The sequence below is a fragment of the Alsobacter sp. P4_H11 genome, assembly GCF_056400925.1.
In genome coordinates, this window is sequence record NZ_JBFUKI010000013.1 from 52464 (window position 1) to 71813 (window position 19350).

The 19350-nt window shown below is 69.6% G+C and carries 18 protein-coding genes; 11 read left to right on the forward strand and 7 right to left on the reverse strand.

The features are described from left to right. Positions 1 to 179: 179 nt before the first annotated feature. The 5 genes from AC1DSZ_RS20420 to AC1DSZ_RS20440 all read right to left on the reverse strand — a co-directional run bounded on the left by AC1DSZ_RS20420 (position 180) and on the right by AC1DSZ_RS20440 (position 4636). Positions 180 to 851, reverse strand: a complete 672-nt coding sequence (locus AC1DSZ_RS20420) for a LutC/YkgG family protein (RefSeq protein ID WP_476840184.1) — start codon at positions 849 to 851, stop codon at positions 180 to 182. Next, a complete protein-coding gene (locus AC1DSZ_RS20425) occupies positions 848 to 2281 on the reverse strand; it encodes a LutB/LldF family L-lactate oxidation iron-sulfur protein (protein ID WP_476840185.1) in 1434 nt (477 codons plus the stop codon). Before AC1DSZ_RS20425 ends, AC1DSZ_RS20420 begins: the two co-directional genes overlap by 4 nt. A gap of 1 nt (position 2282) precedes the next feature. Then, the gene (locus AC1DSZ_RS20430) at positions 2283 to 3062 is read right to left on the reverse strand and encodes a (Fe-S)-binding protein (RefSeq protein WP_476840186.1); all 780 of its coding nucleotides are present in this window, start codon (positions 3060 to 3062) and stop codon (positions 2283 to 2285) included. 113 nt (positions 3063 to 3175) lie between these two features. Next, positions 3176 to 3568: a c-type cytochrome gene (locus AC1DSZ_RS20435; RefSeq protein WP_476840187.1), complete on the reverse strand. Its 393-nt coding sequence runs from the start codon at positions 3566 to 3568 to the stop codon at positions 3176 to 3178. Positions 3569 to 3718: 150 nt separating this feature from the next. Next, positions 3719 to 4636 (reverse strand): LysR family transcriptional regulator, encoded by a 918-nt coding sequence (locus tag AC1DSZ_RS20440; protein ID WP_476840188.1) that lies wholly within the window; start codon positions 4634 to 4636, stop codon positions 3719 to 3721. A gap of 198 nt (positions 4637 to 4834) precedes the next feature. On the opposite strand from AC1DSZ_RS20440, the gene AC1DSZ_RS20445 reads away from it, so the two are divergent. From AC1DSZ_RS20445 to AC1DSZ_RS20460, 4 genes are all read left to right on the forward strand, one after another. Next, positions 4835 to 6286, forward strand: coding sequence for an FAD-linked oxidase C-terminal domain-containing protein (locus AC1DSZ_RS20445; protein ID WP_476840189.1), 1452 nt, complete (start codon positions 4835 to 4837; stop codon positions 6284 to 6286). A gap of 189 nt (positions 6287 to 6475) precedes the next feature. After that, on the forward strand, positions 6476 to 7663 hold the full coding sequence (gene glcE / locus AC1DSZ_RS20450; protein WP_476840190.1) for a glycolate oxidase subunit GlcE: 1188 nt from the start codon (positions 6476 to 6478) through the stop codon (positions 7661 to 7663). A gap of 10 nt (positions 7664 to 7673) precedes the next feature. Further along, positions 7674 to 9050 carry a glycolate oxidase subunit GlcF gene (gene glcF, locus AC1DSZ_RS20455; RefSeq protein WP_476840191.1) on the forward strand — a complete coding sequence of 459 codons (1377 nt, stop codon included), beginning with the start codon at positions 7674 to 7676 and terminating at the stop codon, positions 9048 to 9050. 139 nt (positions 9051 to 9189) lie between these two features. Next, entirely contained in the window at positions 9190 to 9519 is a 330-nt protein-coding gene (locus AC1DSZ_RS20460) for a hypothetical protein (protein ID WP_188516480.1), read from the forward strand. An 11-nt stretch (positions 9520 to 9530) separates the two neighbouring features. On the opposite strand, the gene AC1DSZ_RS20465 is transcribed toward AC1DSZ_RS20460, so the two are convergent. Beyond that, positions 9531 to 11351, reverse strand: a complete 1821-nt coding sequence (locus AC1DSZ_RS20465; protein WP_476840192.1) for a methyl-accepting chemotaxis protein — start codon at positions 11349 to 11351, stop codon at positions 9531 to 9533. A 288-nt stretch (positions 11352 to 11639) separates the two neighbouring features. Between AC1DSZ_RS20465 and aceB the strand changes: the two genes are divergently transcribed. The 3 genes from aceB (at position 11640) to AC1DSZ_RS20480 (ending at position 15350) form a co-directional block, all read left to right on the forward strand. After that, entirely contained in the window at positions 11640 to 13211 is a 1572-nt protein-coding gene (gene aceB, locus AC1DSZ_RS20470) for a malate synthase A (RefSeq protein WP_476840193.1), read from the forward strand. A gap of 522 nt (positions 13212 to 13733) precedes the next feature. Beyond that, on the forward strand, positions 13734 to 14555 hold the full coding sequence (locus AC1DSZ_RS20475) for a DUF2076 domain-containing protein (protein ID WP_476840194.1): 822 nt from the start codon (positions 13734 to 13736) through the stop codon (positions 14553 to 14555). A gap of 42 nt (positions 14556 to 14597) precedes the next feature. After that, positions 14598 to 15350: an LOG family protein gene (locus AC1DSZ_RS20480; protein ID WP_476840312.1), complete on the forward strand. Its 753-nt coding sequence runs from the start codon at positions 14598 to 14600 to the stop codon at positions 15348 to 15350. A 360-nt stretch (positions 15351 to 15710) separates the two neighbouring features. Here AC1DSZ_RS20480 and AC1DSZ_RS20485 read toward each other — a convergent pair whose 3' ends face one another. Next, a complete protein-coding gene (locus AC1DSZ_RS20485) occupies positions 15711 to 16436 on the reverse strand; it encodes a L,D-transpeptidase (protein WP_476840195.1) in 726 nt (241 codons plus the stop codon). A gap of 249 nt (positions 16437 to 16685) precedes the next feature. On the opposite strand from AC1DSZ_RS20485, the gene AC1DSZ_RS20490 reads away from it, so the two are divergent. The 4 genes from AC1DSZ_RS20490 to groES all read left to right on the forward strand — a co-directional run bounded on the left by AC1DSZ_RS20490 (position 16686) and on the right by groES (position 19309). Then, positions 16686 to 17279: a protein phosphatase CheZ gene (locus AC1DSZ_RS20490; protein WP_476840196.1), complete on the forward strand. Its 594-nt coding sequence runs from the start codon at positions 16686 to 16688 to the stop codon at positions 17277 to 17279. Positions 17280 to 17342: 63 nt separating this feature from the next. After that, positions 17343 to 17864 carry an N-acetyltransferase family protein gene (locus tag AC1DSZ_RS20495; RefSeq protein WP_476840197.1) on the forward strand — a complete coding sequence of 174 codons (522 nt, stop codon included), beginning with the start codon at positions 17343 to 17345 and terminating at the stop codon, positions 17862 to 17864. Further along, a complete protein-coding gene (locus AC1DSZ_RS20500; protein WP_476840198.1) occupies positions 17861 to 18757 on the forward strand; it encodes a DMT family transporter in 897 nt (298 codons plus the stop codon). The genes AC1DSZ_RS20495 and AC1DSZ_RS20500 overlap by 4 nt, the downstream gene beginning before the upstream one ends. 264 nt (positions 18758 to 19021) lie before the next feature. Then, the gene (gene groES, locus AC1DSZ_RS20505) at positions 19022 to 19309 is read left to right on the forward strand and encodes a co-chaperone GroES (RefSeq protein ID WP_188516488.1); all 288 of its coding nucleotides are present in this window, start codon (positions 19022 to 19024) and stop codon (positions 19307 to 19309) included. Positions 19310 to 19350: the final 41 nt, after the last annotated feature.

Below are 19350 nucleotides of genomic sequence, written 5' to 3' on the forward strand. Positions count from 1 at the left end.
CTCTGGATCCCCTTCCCGACCTGCTGCGCAGGTCGCCGGGGATGACGGCGAGGGGGTGGAATGGCCGGCCAACCTCCCGTCATTGCGAGCGGAGCGAAGAAATTCAGTCTGATGGCCGGGCTTCTAGGCTGGATTGCTTCGCCTCCGGCTCGCAATGACGGCCGAGCGGCGGAAAAGCCTCAGCCCTTCACCAATACGATGTGCAGGCTGCGGGGGCCGTGCGCGCCGAGCAGCAGGGTTTGCTCGATGTCGGCGGAGCGGGACGGGCCCGTGATCCAGTTCACCGTGCGGGGCATTTGGCCCTTGCCATAGGCGTCGCGAAGGCGGGCCCACATGGTCTCGTAGTCGCCGACCACGTCCTTGGCCTGCAGCACCACGATCGCGTAGTCGGGCAGCAGGTTGAGCGTGGACGGGTTCTCGGGGCCGGACGTCATCGTGAGCGTTCCGGTCTCGGCCACGCCCGCGAAGGCGTGGTTCACGGCGGCGAGGTCCTGCCCGTCGCTGCGGCCTTTGCTGACTTCCAGCGCGGTGTCGCCCCACGGCATGGCGGCGAGGCGCAGGTCGTCGCCCATCTTGATGCGGGCGGGCAGGTTGGAGGCGCGCAGGTAATCCGCGATGGCGGCCGGCGCGTCCATGGCGCTGTCGACCTCGACGACGCTCGCCATGGCGGCCTCGGCCTGGGTCTTGAACAGGTCGATCAGCGCTTCGCCGATCAACTGCCCGCGCTGCGGGATGGCGCCCTTGGGCGCGCTCTCCAGCCGCTCCTGCACGAGGTGGCGGCGCGGCGCCTCCGTGCCCTTCACGCCGAGCGAGCGGCGGATGGTGGCGAAGATCTCGTCGCGGGCGGTCACCGGCGGCCCTCCGCCTTGCGGGTTTTCCACTGGTCCTGAAAGGTCGCGCCCTGCGGGGCCGGGAAGTCGCGGAAGTCCGTCCAGCCGCCGGCCAGCGGCAGCGACGTGAAGCGCCCCTTGGTGCGGCCGAGCAGCGCCAGGCCGCGCATCGCCACGCTTGTGGCCAGCCGGTAGAGCCGCGGCCGGCGGGCGAAGAAGCCCCAGAAGCCGATGCCGGTGCGCAGCGTCGCGGGCTGCAGGTGGCGCTCGAACTCGCGGTCGCGCCAGTGGCGCATCAGCTTGGGCAGCGGGATGCGCACCGGGCACACGCTCTCGCAGCGGCCGCAGAACGTCGACGCGTTGGGCAGGTGCCCGGCCTTGTCTACGCCGATCAGCGAGGGCGACAGCACCGCGCCCATGGGGCCTGGATAGACCCACCCATACGCGTGGCCGCCGACCGCGTGGTACACCGGACAATGGTTCATGCAGGCGCCGCAGCGGATGCAGCGCAACATGTCCTGGAACGCCGTGCCGAGCATCGACGACCGGCCGTTGTCGAGGATCACCACGTGGTATTCCTCGGGCCCGTCCACGTCCTGCGGCCGGCGCGGGCCGGTCGAGAAGGTCGTGTAGACGCTCATCTCCTGGCCGGTGGCCGAGCGCGCCAGCACGCGCAGGATCTGCGACACGTCCTCAAGCGTGGGGACGATCTTCTCCAGCGAGGCGATCACGATGTGGACCTTCGGCATGGTCTGCGTCAGGTCGCCATTGCCCTCGTTGGTGACGATCACCGACGTGCCGGTCTCGGCGATCAGGAAGTTCGCGCCCGTGATGCCGACGTCTGCCGCCAGGAACCGGTCGCGCAGCACGCCGCGCGCCTCGGTCAGGAGCTGCACCGGCTGTGACAGGTCGCGGGCGGGATCGAGATGGGTGTGCACCCGGCGAAAATCGCTCTCCACCTGCGTGGCGTTGAGATGCACGGCCGGCGCGATGATGTGCGACGGGATCTCGCCGCGCAGCTGGATGATGTACTCGCCGAGGTCGGTCTCCACCGGCCGGATGCCGGCCGCCTCCAGGGCGGTGTTGAGCTCGATCTCCTCCGAGATCATGCTCTTGCCCTTGGTGACCGTCCGCGCGCCGACGCGGCGGCAGATGTCCAGGATGGCCCCGCGCGCCTCCTCGGCCGTGCGCGCCCAGTGCACGTGGCCGCCGGCGGCCGTCACCTTGCTCTCGTACTGCTCGAGATAGAGGTCGAGATGCGCCAGCGCGTGGTTCTTGATGTCGCGCGCGCTGTCGCGCAGCGCCTCGAACTCCGGCAGCTTCGCGGCCACCACGGCGCGCTTGTCGATGAAGCCCTGGCGCACGTTGCCCATGGCGCGCTGGAGCTGTTCGTCCTGCAGCGCCCGGTGGGCGTTGTCCTTGAACTGCGGGGAAGTGACGTGCAGCGTCATGTCAGCGCTCCCGCTGGTCCGGCGCGCCGATCGGCGGCTCGTCCGTCATGCCGGCCAGCACCTCGGCGACGTGGCGCACCGCGATGGGCTTGCCCTCGCGCGAGAGCTTGCCGGCCATGTTCATCAGGCAGCCGAGGTCGCCCGCCAGCACCGTATGCGCGCCGCTGGCCGAGATCGCCTCGGTCTTCTTCTCGACGATGGAGTTGGAGATCTCGCCATATTTCACCGCGAAGGTCCCGCCGAAGCCGCAGCAGACTTCGTTCTCCTTCATCTCGGTGAGCGTCAGCCCCTCCACGGTGGCGAGCAGCTGACGCGGCTGGCGCTTCACGTTCAGCTCGCGCAGGCCCGAGCAGCTGTCGTGGTAGGTCACGGTCCCGTCGAACCGGGCGTCGACCTCGGTCACCCCCATCACGTCGACCAGGAAGCTCACGAGCTCATAGGTCTTGGCCGCCAGCGCGTCCGCCTTGCGGGCGATGTTGGGGTCGCCGGCGAAGAGCTCCGGATAATGCGCCTTGATCTGCCCCGCGCAGGAGCCGGACGGCGCCACCACGTAGTCAAACGACGAGAACGCGTCGATGGCCTGCTCGGCCAGGGCGCGCGCGGTGTCGCGGTCGCCCGAGTTGAAGGCGGGCTGGCCGCAGCAGGTCTGGCGCGGCACTTCCACCACGCAGCCTGCGTCCTCAAGCAGCTTCACGGCCGCGAACCCCACGGAGGGGCGCATCAGGTCGACGAGGCAGGTGACGAACAGCCCCACGCGGGGCCGCTGGGGGCGGGCGGTCAAGGGCACGGCTCAGGACGTCTCCAACACGAGCGCGGCCTTGTGGCCGGCCGGCGCGCGACAGTGCACCGGCGCCGACTTCGTTTCAAGCGCGCCGCCGCGCCCCCGGCGTCGCGTCAGCTCTTCTTGCCGGTCGCGTCGAACTGCTTCAGGTAGGCCACGAGGTTGTCGATGTCGCCCTGCGCCTGGATGCCCGGGAAGATCATCTTGGTGCCCGGGATCTTGGCCTTCGGGTTCTTGATGTACTCGCGGAACGTCGCCTCGTCCCAGGTCAGGCCCGAGTTCTTGTTGGCCTCGGAGTAGCTGTAGCCTTCCACCGCGCCCGAATGGCGGCCGATCAGGCCGTTCAGCTGCGGGCCGACGCCGTTCTTGGCGCCTTCGCCGATCTGGTGGCAGGCCTTGCACTTCAGGAAGACCTTTTCGCCCGCCGCGGCGTCCTGCGCAAAGGCCGAACCGGCCGACAACGCGAGCGCCGCGCCGGCGGCGAGGATGACGGTGAACTTGGTCATGGACGAAATCTCCCTTGAGGCGCATGCCCGCGTTGGCTGCAACTTGGCCATAGCATGGATGGCGGGCGTCGTTGCAGTGAACCTAGGTCGCACCCGCTAGACGCCTCCCGCATGCGGGTGGTTCCGGCGTCACGGCGCCACGGCCTCCATTTACGCGCCGGCCAGGAAGGCCAAGCCCTCGTCCCAGGGCGGCGTCGGGCCGTAGAGATCGGCCAAGTGGTCGATGAAGGCCCGCACTTTCTGGGCGAGGTGCCGGCGCGAGGGATAAACGGCGTGGATCGCGACCTTGCGCGCGCCGCCCAGCCCCGGCAACACCCGCACGAGCCGGCCGTCGCGCAGCTCGGGGCCCACGTCCCAGGTCGACCGCAGCGCGATGCCCGCGCCGGCGATCACCGACTCGCGCACCACCTCGCTGGAGTTGGTCTTCAGCGGGCTCTCCACCCGCACCGTCACGGGCCCGTCCGGCCCATCCAGCCGCCACTGGTCGGTGTTGTGCGCCAGCAGCCGGTGCCGCGACAAATCAACCAGCCGCTCCGGCACGCCATGCGCGGCGAGGTATTGCGGCGCGGCGCATAGCACCCGGTGGTTGGGCGCCAGCCGGCGCGCCACGAGGCTGGAATCCTGCAGGTCTGCGATCCGCACCGCGAGGTCGAACCCTTCGCCGACAATGTCCACGAAGGCGTCCGACAACACGAGGTCGACGGTGAGCTCGGGATGCGCGTCCAGGAAGCCCGTCAGGTGCGGGGCGATGTGCAGCCGCCCGAACGAGGTCGGCGCCGAGACCCGCAGCACGCCGCGCACCGCCGAGGAGCGCCGCGACACCCAGGCCTCCGCCTCCTCGACGCTGGCCAGAATGGCGACGACCCGCTCGTGAAAGCCTTGGCCGGCCTCCGTCAGGGCGATCTGCCGGGTCGTGCGGTGCAGCAGCCGCGTTCCCAGCCGCTCCTCGAGCCGGCGGATGCGCTTCGAAATCACGGCGGGCGAAAAGCCGAGCTCCCGCCCCGCGCCGGACATGGAGCCGGCCGCCACCACGCGGGCGAAGATGTCGAGATCGGCGAGGGTGTTCATGAAGAGGCTCGGGAGGCGAGGTCTGGAGGGACGAAGGGCGGCAGCGTCAGATAAGCACAAGGGCATGGACATTTGTGCCCTGGGAGAAATAATCCTGATCGACGCGGCATCCTGCAAGGCCCCGCGCAATCCGCTATGCTGAAATCTGAACACACGCGTTCAAGCCGGCCGCCCTGCGCCGGAACGCCTGGAGGACCCATGAGCGGCATCGCTTTTCCGATCCCCGATGCGGGCGTGGTCGCCCGCCGGGACGAGATCGTCGCCGGCCTCGCGCGCCTCGTCGCCCCGGACGCTCTGGTGACCACCGAGGACGAGCGTCGCGCGTTCGAGACCGACGGCCTCACGGCCTATCGCCGCCTGCCGCTCGCCGTGGTGCTGCCCTCCACCACTGAGGAGGTCGCCTCCGTGCTGAAGTTCTGCAAGCAGCACGGCGTCAAGGTCGTGCCGCGCGGGGCCGGTACGTCGCTGTGCGGCGGCGCCATCGCGCAGGAGGACGCCATCATCCTGGGCGTCTCCAAGATGAACCGCGTGCTGGACGTGAACTTCGGCGACCGCACCATGCGGGTGCAGTCCGGCATCACCAATCTGGCGGTCAGCGGCGCGGTGTCCTACGAGGGCTTCTTCTACGCGCCGGACCCCTCGTCGCAGCTCGCCTGCACGATCGCGGGCAACATCGCGATGAACTCGGGCGGCGCCCACTGCCTGAAATACGGCGTCACCACCAACAACATCCTCGGCGTCCGCATGGTGCTGCTGGACGGCACGATCGTGGACATCGGCGGCGACGCCCTGGACGCGCCCGGCTACGACCTGCTCGGCCTCGTGATCGGCTCGGAAGGCCAGCTCGGCGTCGTCACGGAGGCGACCCTGCGCATCCTGCGCGCCGCCGAGGGCGCCCGCCCGGTGCTGTTCGGCTTCGCGTCCAGCGAGAGCGCCGGCGAGTGCGTGGCCGCCATCATCGCGGCCGGCATCGTCCCGGTCGCGATGGAGTTCATGGACAAGCCCGCCATCCAGATCTGCGAGGACTTCGCCAAGGCCGGCTACCCGATGGACGCCGAGGCCCTGCTGATCATCGAGGTCGAGGGCTCGGACGCCGAGATGGACGCCACGCTGGCGCGCATCGTCGACATCGCCAAGGAGCACGGCGTCCAGACGGTGCGCGAATCCAAGTCCGCCATGGAGACGGCCGCGATCTGGAAGGGCCGCAAATCGGCCTTCGGGGCCACGGGCCGCATCGCCGACTACATCTGCATGGACGGCACCATCCCGACCGGCCAGCTTCCCTACGTGTTGAAGCGCATGGACGAGATCGTGAAGAGCTATGATCTTCGCGTCGCCAACGTGTTCCACGCCGGCGACGGCAACCTCCATCCGCTGATTATGTACAACGTCAACGACCCCGTGGAGGCCCACAAGGCCGAGGAGGCCGGCAACGACATCCTCAAGCTCTGCGTCGAGGTCGGCGGCTGCCTCACGGGCGAGCACGGCGTCGGCATCGAGAAGCGCGACCTGATGCGCCATCAGTTCACCGAGGTCGACCTCGAGCAGCAGATGCGCGTCCGCGCCGTGTTCGACCGCCAGTGGCTGCTCAACCCCGCCAAGGTCTTCCCCCTGGAAGGCCGCTGGCTCCCCGACAGCGAGGCGGCTTGACGCGCCAACCTGCGGGCGCGCCCTTCTCCCCCCGGGAGAAGGTGGCCCGAAGGGCCGGATGAGGGACTGGCGGTCGACGAATAGGGTCGGCAGCCAGCAACTCGCCCGGCGCCAGACCCTCATCCGGCCGCTCCGCGGCCACCTTCTCCCGGGGGAGAAGGGGCGCACCACGATTGAGTTTCAACCCGCATGACCGACCTTCTCCAGCCCGCCGACGAAGCCGCACTCGCGGAGGCCATCAAGGCCGCGCAAGCGGCGAAAACGCCTTTGGCCGTCGAGGGCGCGGGCACCAAGAACGGCTTCGGCCGGCCGCTTCAGACCGAGCGCACGCTCACCACGCGCGGCATGACGGGCGTCACCCTCTACGAGCCCTCCGAGATGGTGATCGGCGCGCGCGCCGGCACGCCGTTGCGGGAGGTCGAGGCCACGCTCGCCGAAAAGGGCCAGGCGCTCACCTTCGAGCCCGTCGACTATCGCGGCCTGCTGGGCACGAGCGGCGAGCCCACGATGGGCGGGCTGGCGGCGTCGAACAATTCCGGCCCGCGCCGCATCATGGCGGGCGCCTGCCGGGACAGCCTCATCGGGGTGCGCCTCGTCAACGGCAAGGGCGAGATCGTGAAGTCCGGCGGCCGGGTGATGAAGAACGTCACCGGCCTCGATCTCGTGAAGCTGATGGCGGGCTCCTGGGGTACGCTGGGGGTGATGAGCGAGGTCATCTTCAAGGTGCTGCCCGCGCCCGCCCACGTGATGACGGTGGTGCTGCACGGGTTGGACGACCACCGCGCCATCGAGGCCATGGCGGCCGGCCTTGGCTCCCCCTTCGAGGTGAACGGCGCCGCGCACCTGCCCTCCGCCGTGGAGCGCGTGCCCAAGACGCTGCTGCGCCTCGAGGGCTTCCGCGAATCCATCGCCTACCGGGCCGGCGAGTTGCGCACCGTGCTGAAGAGCTTCGGCGCAGCCGACATAATTGAGGGCGAAACCGCCGCCGCGCTTTGGCGCCAGATCCGCGACGCGTCGTTCCTGGCCGAGCCGCGCGACGCGGCGGTCTGGCGCGTGTCGGTCGCGCCATCCAGGGCCGCGGCCGCGATGGCGGCGCTGCACCGCACGTTGCCGGTGCGCAGCTTCTACGATTGGGGCGGCGGCCTCGTGTGGATCGCCGCCGCGCCGGCGGGCGACGCCGGGGCCTCCGCCATCCGGGGCGCCTTCGCGGGAACCGGGGGCCATGCCACGCTGGTGCGCGCCCCCGCGGAGGTTCGCGCCGCCGTCTCCGTTTTCGAGCCGCAACCGGCCCCGATCGCCGCGCTTTCGGCCGGGATCAAGGCCAGCTTCGATCCAGCCGGCATCCTCAACCCCGGCCGAATGACGGCGGGGCTCTGAAAGTCAGATCATGCAGACCAATTTTGCTCCCGAGCGGCTGAAGGACCAGGCCACCGCCACGTCCGAGAAGATCCTGCGCACCTGCGTGCATTGCGGCTTCTGCACCGCCACGTGCCCGACCTACCTCCTGCTCGGCGACGAGCTGGATAGCCCGCGCGGGCGCATCTACCTCATCAAGGACATGCTGGAGAACGACAGGCCCGCCACCCCGCAGGTGGTGAAGCACATCGATCGCTGCCTCTCCTGCCTGTCCTGCATGACGACCTGCCCGTCCGGCGTGCATTACATGCACCTCGTCGACCATGCCCGCTCCTATATCGAGGACACCTACGCGCGCCCGCCGCTCGACCGCGCCATGCGGTCGCTGCTGGCCGCGATCCTGCCTTATCGAGGCCGCTTCCGCCTGGCCTTGGCCGGCGCGATGCTGGCCAAGCCCCTCGCGCCACTGCTGCGCCGCATCCCGGGCATCGGCGCCCGCATGGGAGCGATGCTGGCGCTCGCCCCGTCGCGCCTGCCGGCCCGCTCGGACGCCGAGAAGCTCACGGTGTTTCGCCCCGAGGGGCCGCGCACCGGCCGCGTCGCGCTGCTGAACGGCTGCGCCCAGCCCGTGCTGCAGCCCTCCATCAACGACGCCGCCATCCGGATCCTGAACCGCAATGGCGTCGAGGTCGTTATCCCGCGCGACGAGGGCTGCTGCGGCGCGCTGGTCCACCACATGGGCCGCAACGAGCAGGGCCACGCGCTGGCCAAGGGCGCGATCGACGCCTGGACGCGCGAGATCGAGGGCGAGGGCCTGGACGCCATCATCGTGACGACGTCGGGCTGCGGCACCACCGTGAAGGACTACGGCTTCATGTTCCGCGAGGACCCCGCCTATGCGGACAAGGCCGCGCGAGTGTCGGCGCTCGCCAGGGACATCACCGAGTATCTCGGCTCCATCGAATGGAAGGCGCCCGTGCGCCGCACCGGCGACGTCGTGACCTACCATTCGGCCTGCTCGATGCAGCATGGCCAGAAGATCACGGACGCGCCCAAGAAGCTGCTCAAGGCCGCGGGCTTTGTCGTCAAGGACGTGCCCGAGGCGCATATCTGCTGCGGCTCGGCCGGCACCTACAACATTCTCCAGCCGGAGCTCGCCGGGCAGCTGCGCGAGCGCAAGGTCGACAACATCCAGAAGACCCGGCCCGAGATCGTCGCCACCGGCAACATCGGCTGCATGACGCAGATCGGAAAGGGATTCGCCGACCGCGGCGTGCGCACCCCGATCGTCCACACGGTGGAGTTGCTGGACTGGGCCACCGGCGGTCCCATGCCCGAAGCGCTGGAGGACGCCGGATTCGGCCATCGCGAGGCGCAGGACGGGCTGTTTCCGGCCGCCGCTGAATAGAAAAGGGCAGGGCGCCTGATCTTTGCGGTTACGCGCGTTGCTGCAAGTTATGGTAAACAGAAGGTTAAAAATACAGCTTGAACGTGAGTGAGTCTGTGGCGCTAATGGGTCGTCCAACGCACTCAGGGAGAGCGCTTCAATGACTGACACCCGCGAATTCGTGACCACCAGCGCCGCCAGCCTTGCTCGCGTCGATTACGCCAAGATGCGTGAGATCGCCAAGGCGATCCATGAGGACCGCTCCTTGCTCGACGCCTTCGAGCAGGATCCCGAGGGCACGGCTCGCGGCATCAACGGCTTCGAGGTTCCGGAAGGCTTCCACATCCACGTGGCCGACGCCGAGAACCGCCTCTATCCGGCCGAGGAAGCTGGCGTGTTCGGCGACGAGAGCCGCGAAGCCTGGGACCGCATGGAAGTGCGCGCCGGCCACAAGACCATCAGCCTCGTGGTGTGCTGCACCCCGGCCTGAGCTTCAGGATTCTATTTCGGAGCTAAAGACGCCGTCGCGGTGAGCGACGGCGTTTTCATGTTCCGGGGCTCGATCGCGACCGCGAACATGACGTTGCCCCAGAGCTGCCCTTGCACGAACACGGGCGACGCCACCATGGTGGCCGGCACCCAGTTCGTCCCGCCATTGTGCCGCATGAATGCCGTGAGCGAGTAGGACGTGCGGCTGCGGGCGATCACGAGCAGCTTGGAGCGCTCCAGGATGCGCCGGTTGCGGCAGTTGACGTCGTTCCACTCGATCTCGCCCGGCCGCTGCGGCTTGGACCATTCGGGATGGTGCACCGGCATGTAGGCGTTGCGGTCCGCCGCCATCACCAGGAAGGCCTCGGGGTTCTCGGCCCGGAACCGCTCCAGGATGGGCGGCAGCACGGCGTCGTAGAACGGCGTCGCCCGCGTGGTGTACTGGATCGGGTTCGTGCCCTCGATGCGCCGGTAGTCCACCGTGATCAGGTCCGTCACCGCGACCTGGCCCTGCTGCACGGCGAGCTCGAACTGCAGCGTCACCTCGGTGGCGGCCGCCTGCGCGGTCTTGATCCACCCCTGGAACCGCCGCTCCGTGTCGGCCACGATCTGGTCGATGCCGTCGCCCACGGCCTGCGGGAGCGCGTCGAACACGAAGCGCACGCCGTCCTCGGTCGCGCTCAGGATCGTGGCCGCGAACACGCCCAGCGTGGGTAGGTCGAGGCGGCCGCGGCCGCCTACGCGCAGCTCCGGGTCCGGCAGCGCCAGCACGCCGCCGCGCGAGATGTCGAGCGTCACGATGGGCACGGCCGAGAGCGCGTCGCCCTTGCGGAAGTAGCCGTCCAGCCGCAGCGGCGCGCGCCGGTACTTGCGCTGGTCGCCCGCCTCCGCGTGCCTGAACACCGCCGACGCGCGCTGCGTCAGCCGGTGCAGGGCGGGCACGGTCATGTTCGCGGCCTCGCCGGCGTTGCGGCACGCCCCCGCGGCGTCCGCGGCTATCTGCGTCATGGCCTCGCTCTTCTGCGAGACCACGCGCACGAATTGCAGGCTGTCGGACGCGCGGTGCGCGACCTCGCGGGCGGCGTCCATCTGGGCGCCCACGGCGTCGCGCACGCTGCCGAGCACCGGCCCTACGCGCGCGAGCAGGCGCGCGATCGCGCCGATGGACGCGCCGCTCTCGCGCGCCACCGTCTGCAGGGTCGCGATCTGCGCGCCGATGTCGCTCGTGGCCGCCTGCACCTGCCCGGCCAGCTGCTTCACCTCCGTGGCCACGACCGCGAAGCCGCGCCCGGCCGCGCCGGCCCGAGCCGCCTCGATGCTCGCGTTGAGCGCGAGCAGGTTCGTCTGCCGCGCGATCGCGCCGATCACCGCGACCACGCCCGCGATGCGGTCGACCGCGGTGGTGAGCTGCTGCATGCGCTGCGTCACGTCGCCCGCGAGGTTGCGCGCGTCGTCCACGAACTCATCCGTGCCCGCGATATGGCTCTCGATTGCGACGCCCGTGCGCGACAGCTGCTGCGTCGTCTCCGCGAGGCTGGTGGTGGCCTTGAAGGCGGTGTCGGAGAGGCTGGAGAGCTCGAGGCTGGCGTCGCGCAGGCCGTCCATAAGGGTGAGCGTCTCGGTCACCTGCGACTGCACGTCGTCGGCCGAGTAGCCGATCACCCGCATGGTCAGGAGAACGTCGTCCTCGAGCTGCCGCAGCACCTCGCGCAGGCCGTCGCCGCCGTCGGGCGACTCCGACGGCGGGACCGTCGGCGCCTCGACGGCCGGGGAGGGGGCGTCCTGCTGGTCCGCGGCGGACCTGGGGCGCTTGAAGAGGCGGACGAGGTTCACAAACGGCTCGGTGACTCGTGGCGGTACGACCTGGAGTATGCGGGGCGTTCGTAAACAATCAGGGATAGAGATCCCCCGGAAGCGGGCGCGATGGGCCGGCGCCGCAACCCAAATGCACGCAATCGCGCCGTTTCGGCCCGCTCCGCGCGGAAGCGGTAGAACTCCGTTCACCATAGGGAGAAACCGGGCCGCCCTGGCAACCACTCGAAAAGGCATGCTCGTCCAGAGTGCGTCACGCAAAAAAGCACGCTGGGGTAGGGTTGCTCGATGACGGTCCGGAACGAAGGCTTGGCGATCAGCGCCGTCATGGACGGGCGTGCGCCCGTGATCCTGTGCGCCGCCGCGACGGCCTTCCTGGCCCGTCTTGACGCCCGGTTCGAGACCGCCCGCCAGGCGGCGCTGGCCCACCGGGCCGAGCGCCGGCGCGCCTTTGACGGCGGCGAGATGCCGGACTTTCCGGCCGAGACCCAGCACATCCGCGACGCCGACTGGCGGGTGAGCCCCATCCCGGCCGACCTCGTGGACCGCCGCATCGAGATCGCCGGGCCGCCCGGGCGCGCCGCCATCGTGGCGGCCGTGAACTCCGGCGCAAAGGTGTTCGTGGCCGATTTCGAGGACGCGTCCTCGCCGAGCTGGACCAACCTGATCGACGGCCAGGCGAACCTGATCGACTTCTGGGCCGGGCGGCTCCAGGCCGGCTCCCCCAAGGGCCGCAAGACCGCGCCTCGTCCCGATGGCGCAGCCGTGATGATGCGCCCGCGCGGCTGGCACCTGCCCGAAAAACACGTGCAGGTCGACGGCCGCCCGCTGGCGGCCACGCTGTTCGACGTCGGGCTCTACCTCTTCCACAACGCCCGCGCGATCCAGGCGCAGGGCCGCACCGTCGCGCTTTATCTGCCGAAGGTGGAGGGCGCGCGCGAGGCCCGCCTCTGGAACGACATGCTGGATTTCGTCGAACGCGAGCTCGATCTCGCGGCGGGCTCCATCAAGGCCACCGTGCTGATCGAGACCATGCCGGCCGCCTTCGAGATGGACGAGATCCTGTGGGAGCTGCGCGAGCGCGTGCTCGGCCTCAATTGCGGCCGCTGGGACCTGATCTTCAGCTTCATCAAGTGCCTGGGCAAGCACGCCCGCTTCGTCACGCCGGATCGCGCCTCCATGGTGATGGGCTCGAATTTCCTGGCGGCCTGCTCCTACCTGCTGGTGAAGACCTGCCATCGCCGCGGCGCGCTGGCGCTCGGCGGCAAGATCGCCAACATGCCCGTGAAGGGCGACCGCCGCGCCCATCGCCAGTCCATCGCGATGGTGAAGGCCGACAAGCAGCGCGCCGCCCTGGAGGGGCTGGACGGCGTCTGGGTCGGCCATCCCGATCTGGTGCCGATCGCCCAGGAGGTGTTCCACGGGCTCGTGCCGGAGGCCAACCAGCTCGGCCTCCTGCATGCCGACATGGACATCATCCGCGACGACATGCTCTCGATGCACCCCGGCCGCCGCACCGAGGCGGGCCTGCGCGGCAACATCCGGGTGGTGATCCACTATCTGGCGGCCTGGATCGGCGGTCTGGGCGCGCTGCCGATGCATGATTTGCTGGAGGACGCCGGCACGGCCGAGATCGCGCGCGTGCAGGTCTGGCAGTGGGTGTACCATCAGGCCAAGCTCTCGGACGGCCGAAAGATCACGCCCGAGCTCTTCGGCGAAATCCTCGACAACGAAGTCGCGCGCCTCCGGGCCGATCTCGGCGAGGCCGGCTTCGCGGCGGGCCGCCATCGCGAGGCCGTGGACCTGTTCCGCGCCATGACGCTGGCCCCCGACGTGCCCGACTTCCTCACCCTCTCGGCCTACGACATGCTGGCCGCCTGAGCGGCAATTCCGGGCTGGCCCTGGCGTTATCAGCGCTAATCTCTCCGTCATCCCCGGCGGCGCGAAGCGCCGGGAAGGGGATCCAGGGGTGAGCGCCCCTGGCCTCTGGATCCCCTTCCCGACCTGCTCCCGCAGGTCGCCGGGGATGACGGCGTGGGGCGGCGTCGATGCGCGAAACCGTCCTGCCGCCCTCCCGTCATTGCGAGCGACAGCGAAGCAATCCAGCTGAGGCAGGGCCATGGAGCTCAAGCCTTTCGCCCGGCGTCTGGATTGCTTCGTCGCTTCGCTCCTCGCAATGACGGCGAGGAGGACGTTTTATGCATCTCATCGCCATTCATCTCAGCGGCAGGTATGGCGAGCCCCCCGCACGGAACGCCCGACCTTTCCGCGAATTCATGTTGCGAGGCCTTGGAGGCCGGCTTGGCCGCCACCACATCTCACGGGCCGCACGGTGGCGATTGCGGCGCCCGCGAGGGTTCTTTCGGCCGCCACGCCGTTGAGTCACGCACACGAGGAGCGACCATGAGTCCCGAGGAACGCCAGCTGCTCGCGAATCTGTTCGAGCGTGTGAAGGGCGCCGCCAACGCGCCGCGCGACAAGGAGGCCGAGGCCTTCATCAGCGACGCGGTGGGCCAGCAGCCCTATGCGCCTTACCTGATGGCCCAGACCGTGATCGTGCAGGAGGAGGCGCTGAAGGCCGCCGCCAGCCGGATCCAGGAGCTGGAGGCCCAGGCGGCCGAGCATGAGAAGAACCGGGAGGCCGGCTCCACCAGCTTCCTGGGCGGGCTCGGCAAAACCATTTTCGGCGGCCAGGAGGCGGGTCGTCCGCCCCAGCCCGGCCGTCCCGCAGGCCCGTGGGGCCAAGCCGCCCCGCAAGCCGCTCCCCCGCCCGCCGCGGGCCCGTGGGGCGCGGCGCAACAGGCCCAGCCGCCTCAGGGTGGCGGCGGCTTCTTTGGCGGTGGCCAAGGCGCCGGTCCCGGCGGGGCCATGGGGGCGATGGGCGGCGGTGGCGGCGGCGGCTTCCTGCGCAACGCCATGACGACCGCGGCCGGCGTGGCCGGCGGCGCCTTGCTGTTCCAGGGCGTCTCGTCGCTGTTCAACAGCCACCACGGCTCGGGCGGCCTGTTTGGCGGGCAGGCCAACAGCTTGGCCGACCCGGCCGCGCTCGGCGGCGGCTCCGGCGAGACCATCATCAACAACAATTATGGATCGGCGGCCGCCGACCCGATGGGCGACAGCGCCAACTACCAGTCGGCCGGGTATGACGATCCCGGGGCCGACAGCCCGATCGACGACGCCAGCTTCGACGACGGCGGCGTGGACGACGGCGACAGCTGGGCCTGATAGGTTCGTCGGGTGACAGATTCGCCCGACAACAGCGCCCAAATGGCGTCCGCCGCGTTTCGCCTGCCGGCCATGGACCAGGAGTTCCTGCTCGGCGACTCGATGCGCGGCGTGCGCTTTCTTCTGGAATACGCCAAGGCGGAGGAGCGCCTGCGCGCCTGGGGCGTGCGCTCCACCGTGGTGGTGTTCGGCTCGGCCCGCGCCAGGCCGGCCGGCGTCCCGACGACGTTCGGGCCCAATGGCGCGCGTTGGTACGAGGAGGCGCGCCGCTTCGGCATGATCGCTTCGCAACGCGGCGGCGCGCTGATGTCGGACGGCGGCCAGCGCGACAACGTCATCGCGACGGGCGGCGGCCCCGGCATCATGGAGGCAGCCAACCGCGGCGCCTCGGAGGCCGGCGCGCCCTCGGTCGGCTTCAACATCACCCTGCCGCACGAGCAGGAGCCCAACGCCTACTCGACGCCGGACCTCACCTTCCGCTTCCACTATTTCGCGATGCGCAAGATGCACCTCGCCATGCGGGCCAACGGCCTCGTGGTGTTTCCCGGCGGCTTTGGCACCTTCGACGAACTCTTCGAAATCCTAACGCTGCGCCAGACCGGCAAGGCCCCGGCCATCCCTATCGTGCTGGCCGACCGCGCCTACTGGACGTCGGTGATCAACTTCGACGCCCTCGTGGACAATGGCATGGTGAAGCGCGAGGACCTCGACCTCTTCGACTTCGCCGACGACGCCGAGGACATCTGGGCCGCCCTGGTGGAGCGCGGCCTGCCGCTGCCCCACCGGAAAGGGTAGCGAGCTTGTGGCTGGGCATTCGATGCGCCTCGCCGTCATTGCGAGCGCAGCGAAGCAATCCAGGCTAACGCCGGGCCCCTGGACTGGATTGCTTCGCCTCCGGCTCGCAATGACGGCGAGGCGCTGGGACGTTTCTGGAAGCCGCCGGCCCGGCGAAGGTTTTGCCGCAGTCATCCCCGGCGACCTGCGGAGCAGGTCGGGAAGGGGATCCAGAGCAAAGGCGCGCACCGCTGGATCCCCTTCCCGGCGCTACGCGCCGCCGGGGATGACGGAGAGAGTTGAGCCCGACCTCGTCCGTGAGAGCGACATGTCAGAAGGGCGCGAAGCGCCACCCTCCCCCTCAAGGGGAGGGTTGGCCCCCTACATCACCACGACCGTCGTTCCGACCCGCACGCGCTCGTAAAGATCGGTCACGTCCTCGTTGCGCAGACGGATGCAGCCGGAGGAGACGTTCTGGCCGATGGTGTTGGGCTCGTTGGTGCCGTGGATGCGATAAAGCGTGGAGCCGAGATACATTGCGCGGGCGCCGAGCGGGTTGTCGGGGCCGCCTTCCATGTGGGCCGGCAGGTCCGGCCGGCGCTTGATCATCTCGGGCGGAGGCGTCCAGCCCGGCCACTCGGCCTTGCGGGTGATGGTTTTCACGCCCGCCCAGGTGAAGCCGGGGCGGCCGACGCCGATGCCGTAGCGCAGGGCCTTGCCGCCCGGCTGGACGAGATAGAGGAACTTGTTGGGCGAATCGATCACGATCGTGCCCGGCGCGTGGCGGCCGTCATAATCCACGACCTGGCGCTCGTAGCGCGGGTCGAGGCCGCGCTCGATGCGGCCCATCGGCTCGGGAGGCCCGTTCATGGGCAGGGAGGCGTAGCGAGGCTCCGGCGCGTAGCCGGGCTCGGCGGGCCAGATGGGGCGGCGCACGCCGAGTGGCGCGCCCGGGACGGGGGCCGCCACGGCGGGTTCGCGCGGCGAGGGGTTGCGCCCCGTCATCAGCAACTCGATGAAGCCGCCGCCCATGTCGGGCGAGCCGGCGCGCGCCACCGACGGCGCGACGGCCACGAGGGCGATGAGGGGCAACAAATATCTGCGCATGGGAGGCCGCGGCTCCAGGCTGAATACTTCGAACGATGTCAGCCGGAAAATATTCGCCCGCAGGTAGAAGCTTGCTGAACAATCAACGTTAACAAAGTGCTTTGCGTTTCATTCAATTCTCTTTCCATCCGAATGGTTTACGAGAGCTTGAGCGGTTTTGGTAAGGCGTTGTTTATCCCTTAAGAAAGGGCAGGCATGGTGCTCGGCGGAGCCTGGCCGCCTTGCGGCCCCTGTTGGGAAAATCGTGGATTGAACCGCACGACCCGCCCCTATCGCCTCGAACGCACCGCGCCGCCCGGGCCCGCGACGGCGCGCGGCGCTGAGAACGCGACGGCGGAGCCGGCCGGGGCCGCGTCGCCGCAGGGCGGAGCCGGCCACCAGGCGGCCGCAGTCGCGGTGGTTCAGGCGGGAGCCGGGCTGGCGCGCGCCTCCGCCGAACTCACCGCCGTCACCAGCGACGTCGGGCGCGGCGTCCACGCTATCCTTGGCATCTGCGAGGAGCTGGACGCCACGATTCACCGGCTCAAGGCCGAGGGCGCGCTTTCGGCCGAAAACGCCGACCACCTCTCCGAACGGCTCGTGCTCGTGTTCCAGGCCTGCGATTTCCAGGACCTCGCCGGCCAGCGGATCGCCAATGTGCGGGGGCTTCTCGATGAACTCGACCGCCGCATCGTGACCTGGCGCTTCGGCGCCGCGCCCGCCGCCAAGGCGGCCACCGGAACCGGCGGCGCGATCCCGGGCTGGGGCGGCAACGCCCGCGCCACCGAACTCGAAAATGGCCCGCGCCTGCAGTCCGACGCCGGGCACCTGACGCAGGCCGACGTGGACCGGCTGCTGTCCTGACGGCTTCACGACGCGGCCGCGTCGTGCGAGAAGGGCCGCCCTTGTGTGACCGGGCCGCCCACCATGACCGCTCCGCTCGACGCCAGCCTCTCGATCCGCCCCGCCGTCGACTCGGACGGGCCACGGCTGGCGGACCTGATCCGCACCGTCTTCGCCGAATACGAGAACTGCCCCTACGTCTCGGACGAGTTTCCGGAACTGGCCGCCCCGGCGAGCAGCTACGCGGCGCGCGGCGGCGTTCTCTGGGTGGCGGAGCGCAAGGGGGCGGGCGGGGAGGCGCAATTGGTCGGCTCGCTCGCGATCGCGCCGGCCGTGGACCCGGGCGACTTCGAACTCCTGAAGGTCTACGCCGCCGCCAGTGAACGTGGACGCGGGCTTGCGGCGCGGCTGCTCGCCGACGCAGTCGCGTATGCGGCCGAGCGGGGAGGGCGGCGCCTCGTGCTGTGGTCCGACAGCCGCTTCACGCGCGGGCATGCGTTTTATCGCAAGCACGGCTTCAAGCCGACGCCGGGCATCCGGGCGCTGCACGACGTGGGCGTCACGCTGGAGCTCGGCTTCGCGCGGGATCTGGCGGACGCCTCGTGAAGCCGGTTCTCCGGCACGACGTTTCACTGCTGCCGATCGGCATGGCGATGGCGGGCGCAATCCTGCTCACCGTCATGGACGCGGTGATGAAGGGGCTCTCGGCCGGGTTCTCGACGCTGGATCTCGTGGCCGGGCGCTACGTGTTCGGCGCGCTGGTGGCCGTGCCGATCGCGCTCGCGGTGCGCCCGGCGCTCCCGAATGGGGCGATGCTGCGCGCCCATCTGGTGCGCACCTTCGTGGTGGTGGTGACGGCTGGGCTGTTCTTCTACTCGCTGTCCATCCTGCCGCTCGTGGAGGCGGTGGTGTTCAGCTACCTGTCGCCCGTCATCATGGCGCTGCTCGGCCGCGTGATGCTGGGCGAGAAGGTCGCGCCGGCCGTGGCGGTCGCGATCGCGGTGTCGTTCGCGGGCGTCCTCGTGATCGCGGTCGGCAAGGGGATCAGCGTCGCCGGCATGGGCCGGGACCTCTGGGGCGTGCTGGCCGCCGTGGCGGCGGCGTTCACCTATGCGCTCGCGATGGTGATGCTGCGGGCGCGCACGGGCAGCGATCCCATCGTCGGCATCGTGGCGCTGCAGAACGTGATCGCGATGGCGTATGTGCTGCCGCTGTCGCTGGCGTTCGGCCAGCCGCTGGCGCTTTTGGAGGCGCACTGGCCGTGGCTGCTGCTCGCGGGTGCGCTGGGCGCCATCGGCCACCTGTTCTACGCCGGGGCCTTCAAGCGCGCGCCAGCCGCCAAGATCGGCGCGGTGGAATACACCAACTTCATCTGGGCGACCGCCATCGGCTATTTGGCGTTCAGCGAGATCCCGACCGCTTCCGCCACGGCCGGCGCGGCCCTGATCGTTTGCGGTTCGCTGGTTCTGATGGTGAAGCGCAAGCCCGCCACGGCCTGATCGGCGGCGCCGGGGTATCGGCCGGAGGCGTTTCGGGGTATGGTCAGCCTGCGGATCGGGGCGCAAGAGCCCCGCCCGGGCGACATCAGTCCCGGCCGTTTGCGAAAAACCGCGAAGCTCGCGCTGCGACAAATCTTGACAGTCCCGCCCGGGCCGCTTATCTCCGCGTCATCCTGATTGGCACTCTCTTGGTGAGAGTGCTAGCAGGCCATCGTTTCTTGCCAGCTTCAGCGCTTCGTGCGCGTCGCGAAGAGGAAGACACTCATGCAATTCCGTCCCCTGCACGACCGCGTCGTCGTCCGCCGCCTCGAGTCGGAGGAGAAGACCAAGGGCGGCATCATCATCCCCGACAGCGCCAAGGAGAAGCCCCAGGAGGGCGAGATCGTGGCCGTTGGACCGGGCGCCCGTGACGAAAGCGGCAAGCTCGTCGCTCTCGACGTGAAGGCCGGCGACCGCGTCCTGTTCGGCAAGTGGTCGGGCACCGAGGTCAAGATCGACGGTCAGGACCTCCTGATCATGAAGGAGTCCGACATCATGGGCGTCGTCGCCTGATCTCGGACCTACCCCGCCTTTCCTGATTTCAATTCATAGGA

Coding starts and splice junctions, on each gene's coding strand:
- AC1DSZ_RS20425 (WP_476840185.1), bottom strand. CDS start 2,281: ATGACGCTGCACGTCACTTCCCCGCAGTTCAAGGACAACGCCCACCGG.
- AC1DSZ_RS20435 (WP_476840187.1), bottom strand. CDS start 3,568: ATGACCAAGTTCACCGTCATCCTCGCCGCCGGCGCGGCGCTCGCGTTG.
- AC1DSZ_RS20440 (WP_476840188.1), bottom strand. CDS start 4,636: ATGAACACCCTCGCCGATCTCGACATCTTCGCCCGCGTGGTGGCGGCC.
- AC1DSZ_RS20445 (WP_476840189.1), top strand. CDS start 4,835: ATGAGCGGCATCGCTTTTCCGATCCCCGATGCGGGCGTGGTCGCCCGC.
- glcE (WP_476840190.1), top strand. CDS start 6,476: ATGACCGACCTTCTCCAGCCCGCCGACGAAGCCGCACTCGCGGAGGCC.
- glcF (WP_476840191.1), top strand. CDS start 7,674: ATGCAGACCAATTTTGCTCCCGAGCGGCTGAAGGACCAGGCCACCGCC.
- AC1DSZ_RS20460 (WP_188516480.1), top strand. CDS start 9,190: ATGACTGACACCCGCGAATTCGTGACCACCAGCGCCGCCAGCCTTGCT.
- AC1DSZ_RS20475 (WP_476840194.1), top strand. CDS start 13,734: ATGAGTCCCGAGGAACGCCAGCTGCTCGCGAATCTGTTCGAGCGTGTG.
- AC1DSZ_RS20480 (WP_476840312.1), top strand. CDS start 14,598: ATGGCGTCCGCCGCGTTTCGCCTGCCGGCCATGGACCAGGAGTTCCTG.
- AC1DSZ_RS20485 (WP_476840195.1), bottom strand. CDS start 16,436: ATGCGCAGATATTTGTTGCCCCTCATCGCCCTCGTGGCCGTCGCGCCG.
- AC1DSZ_RS20495 (WP_476840197.1), top strand. CDS start 17,343: ATGACCGCTCCGCTCGACGCCAGCCTCTCGATCCGCCCCGCCGTCGAC.
- groES (WP_188516488.1), top strand. CDS start 19,022: ATGCAATTCCGTCCCCTGCACGACCGCGTCGTCGTCCGCCGCCTCGAG.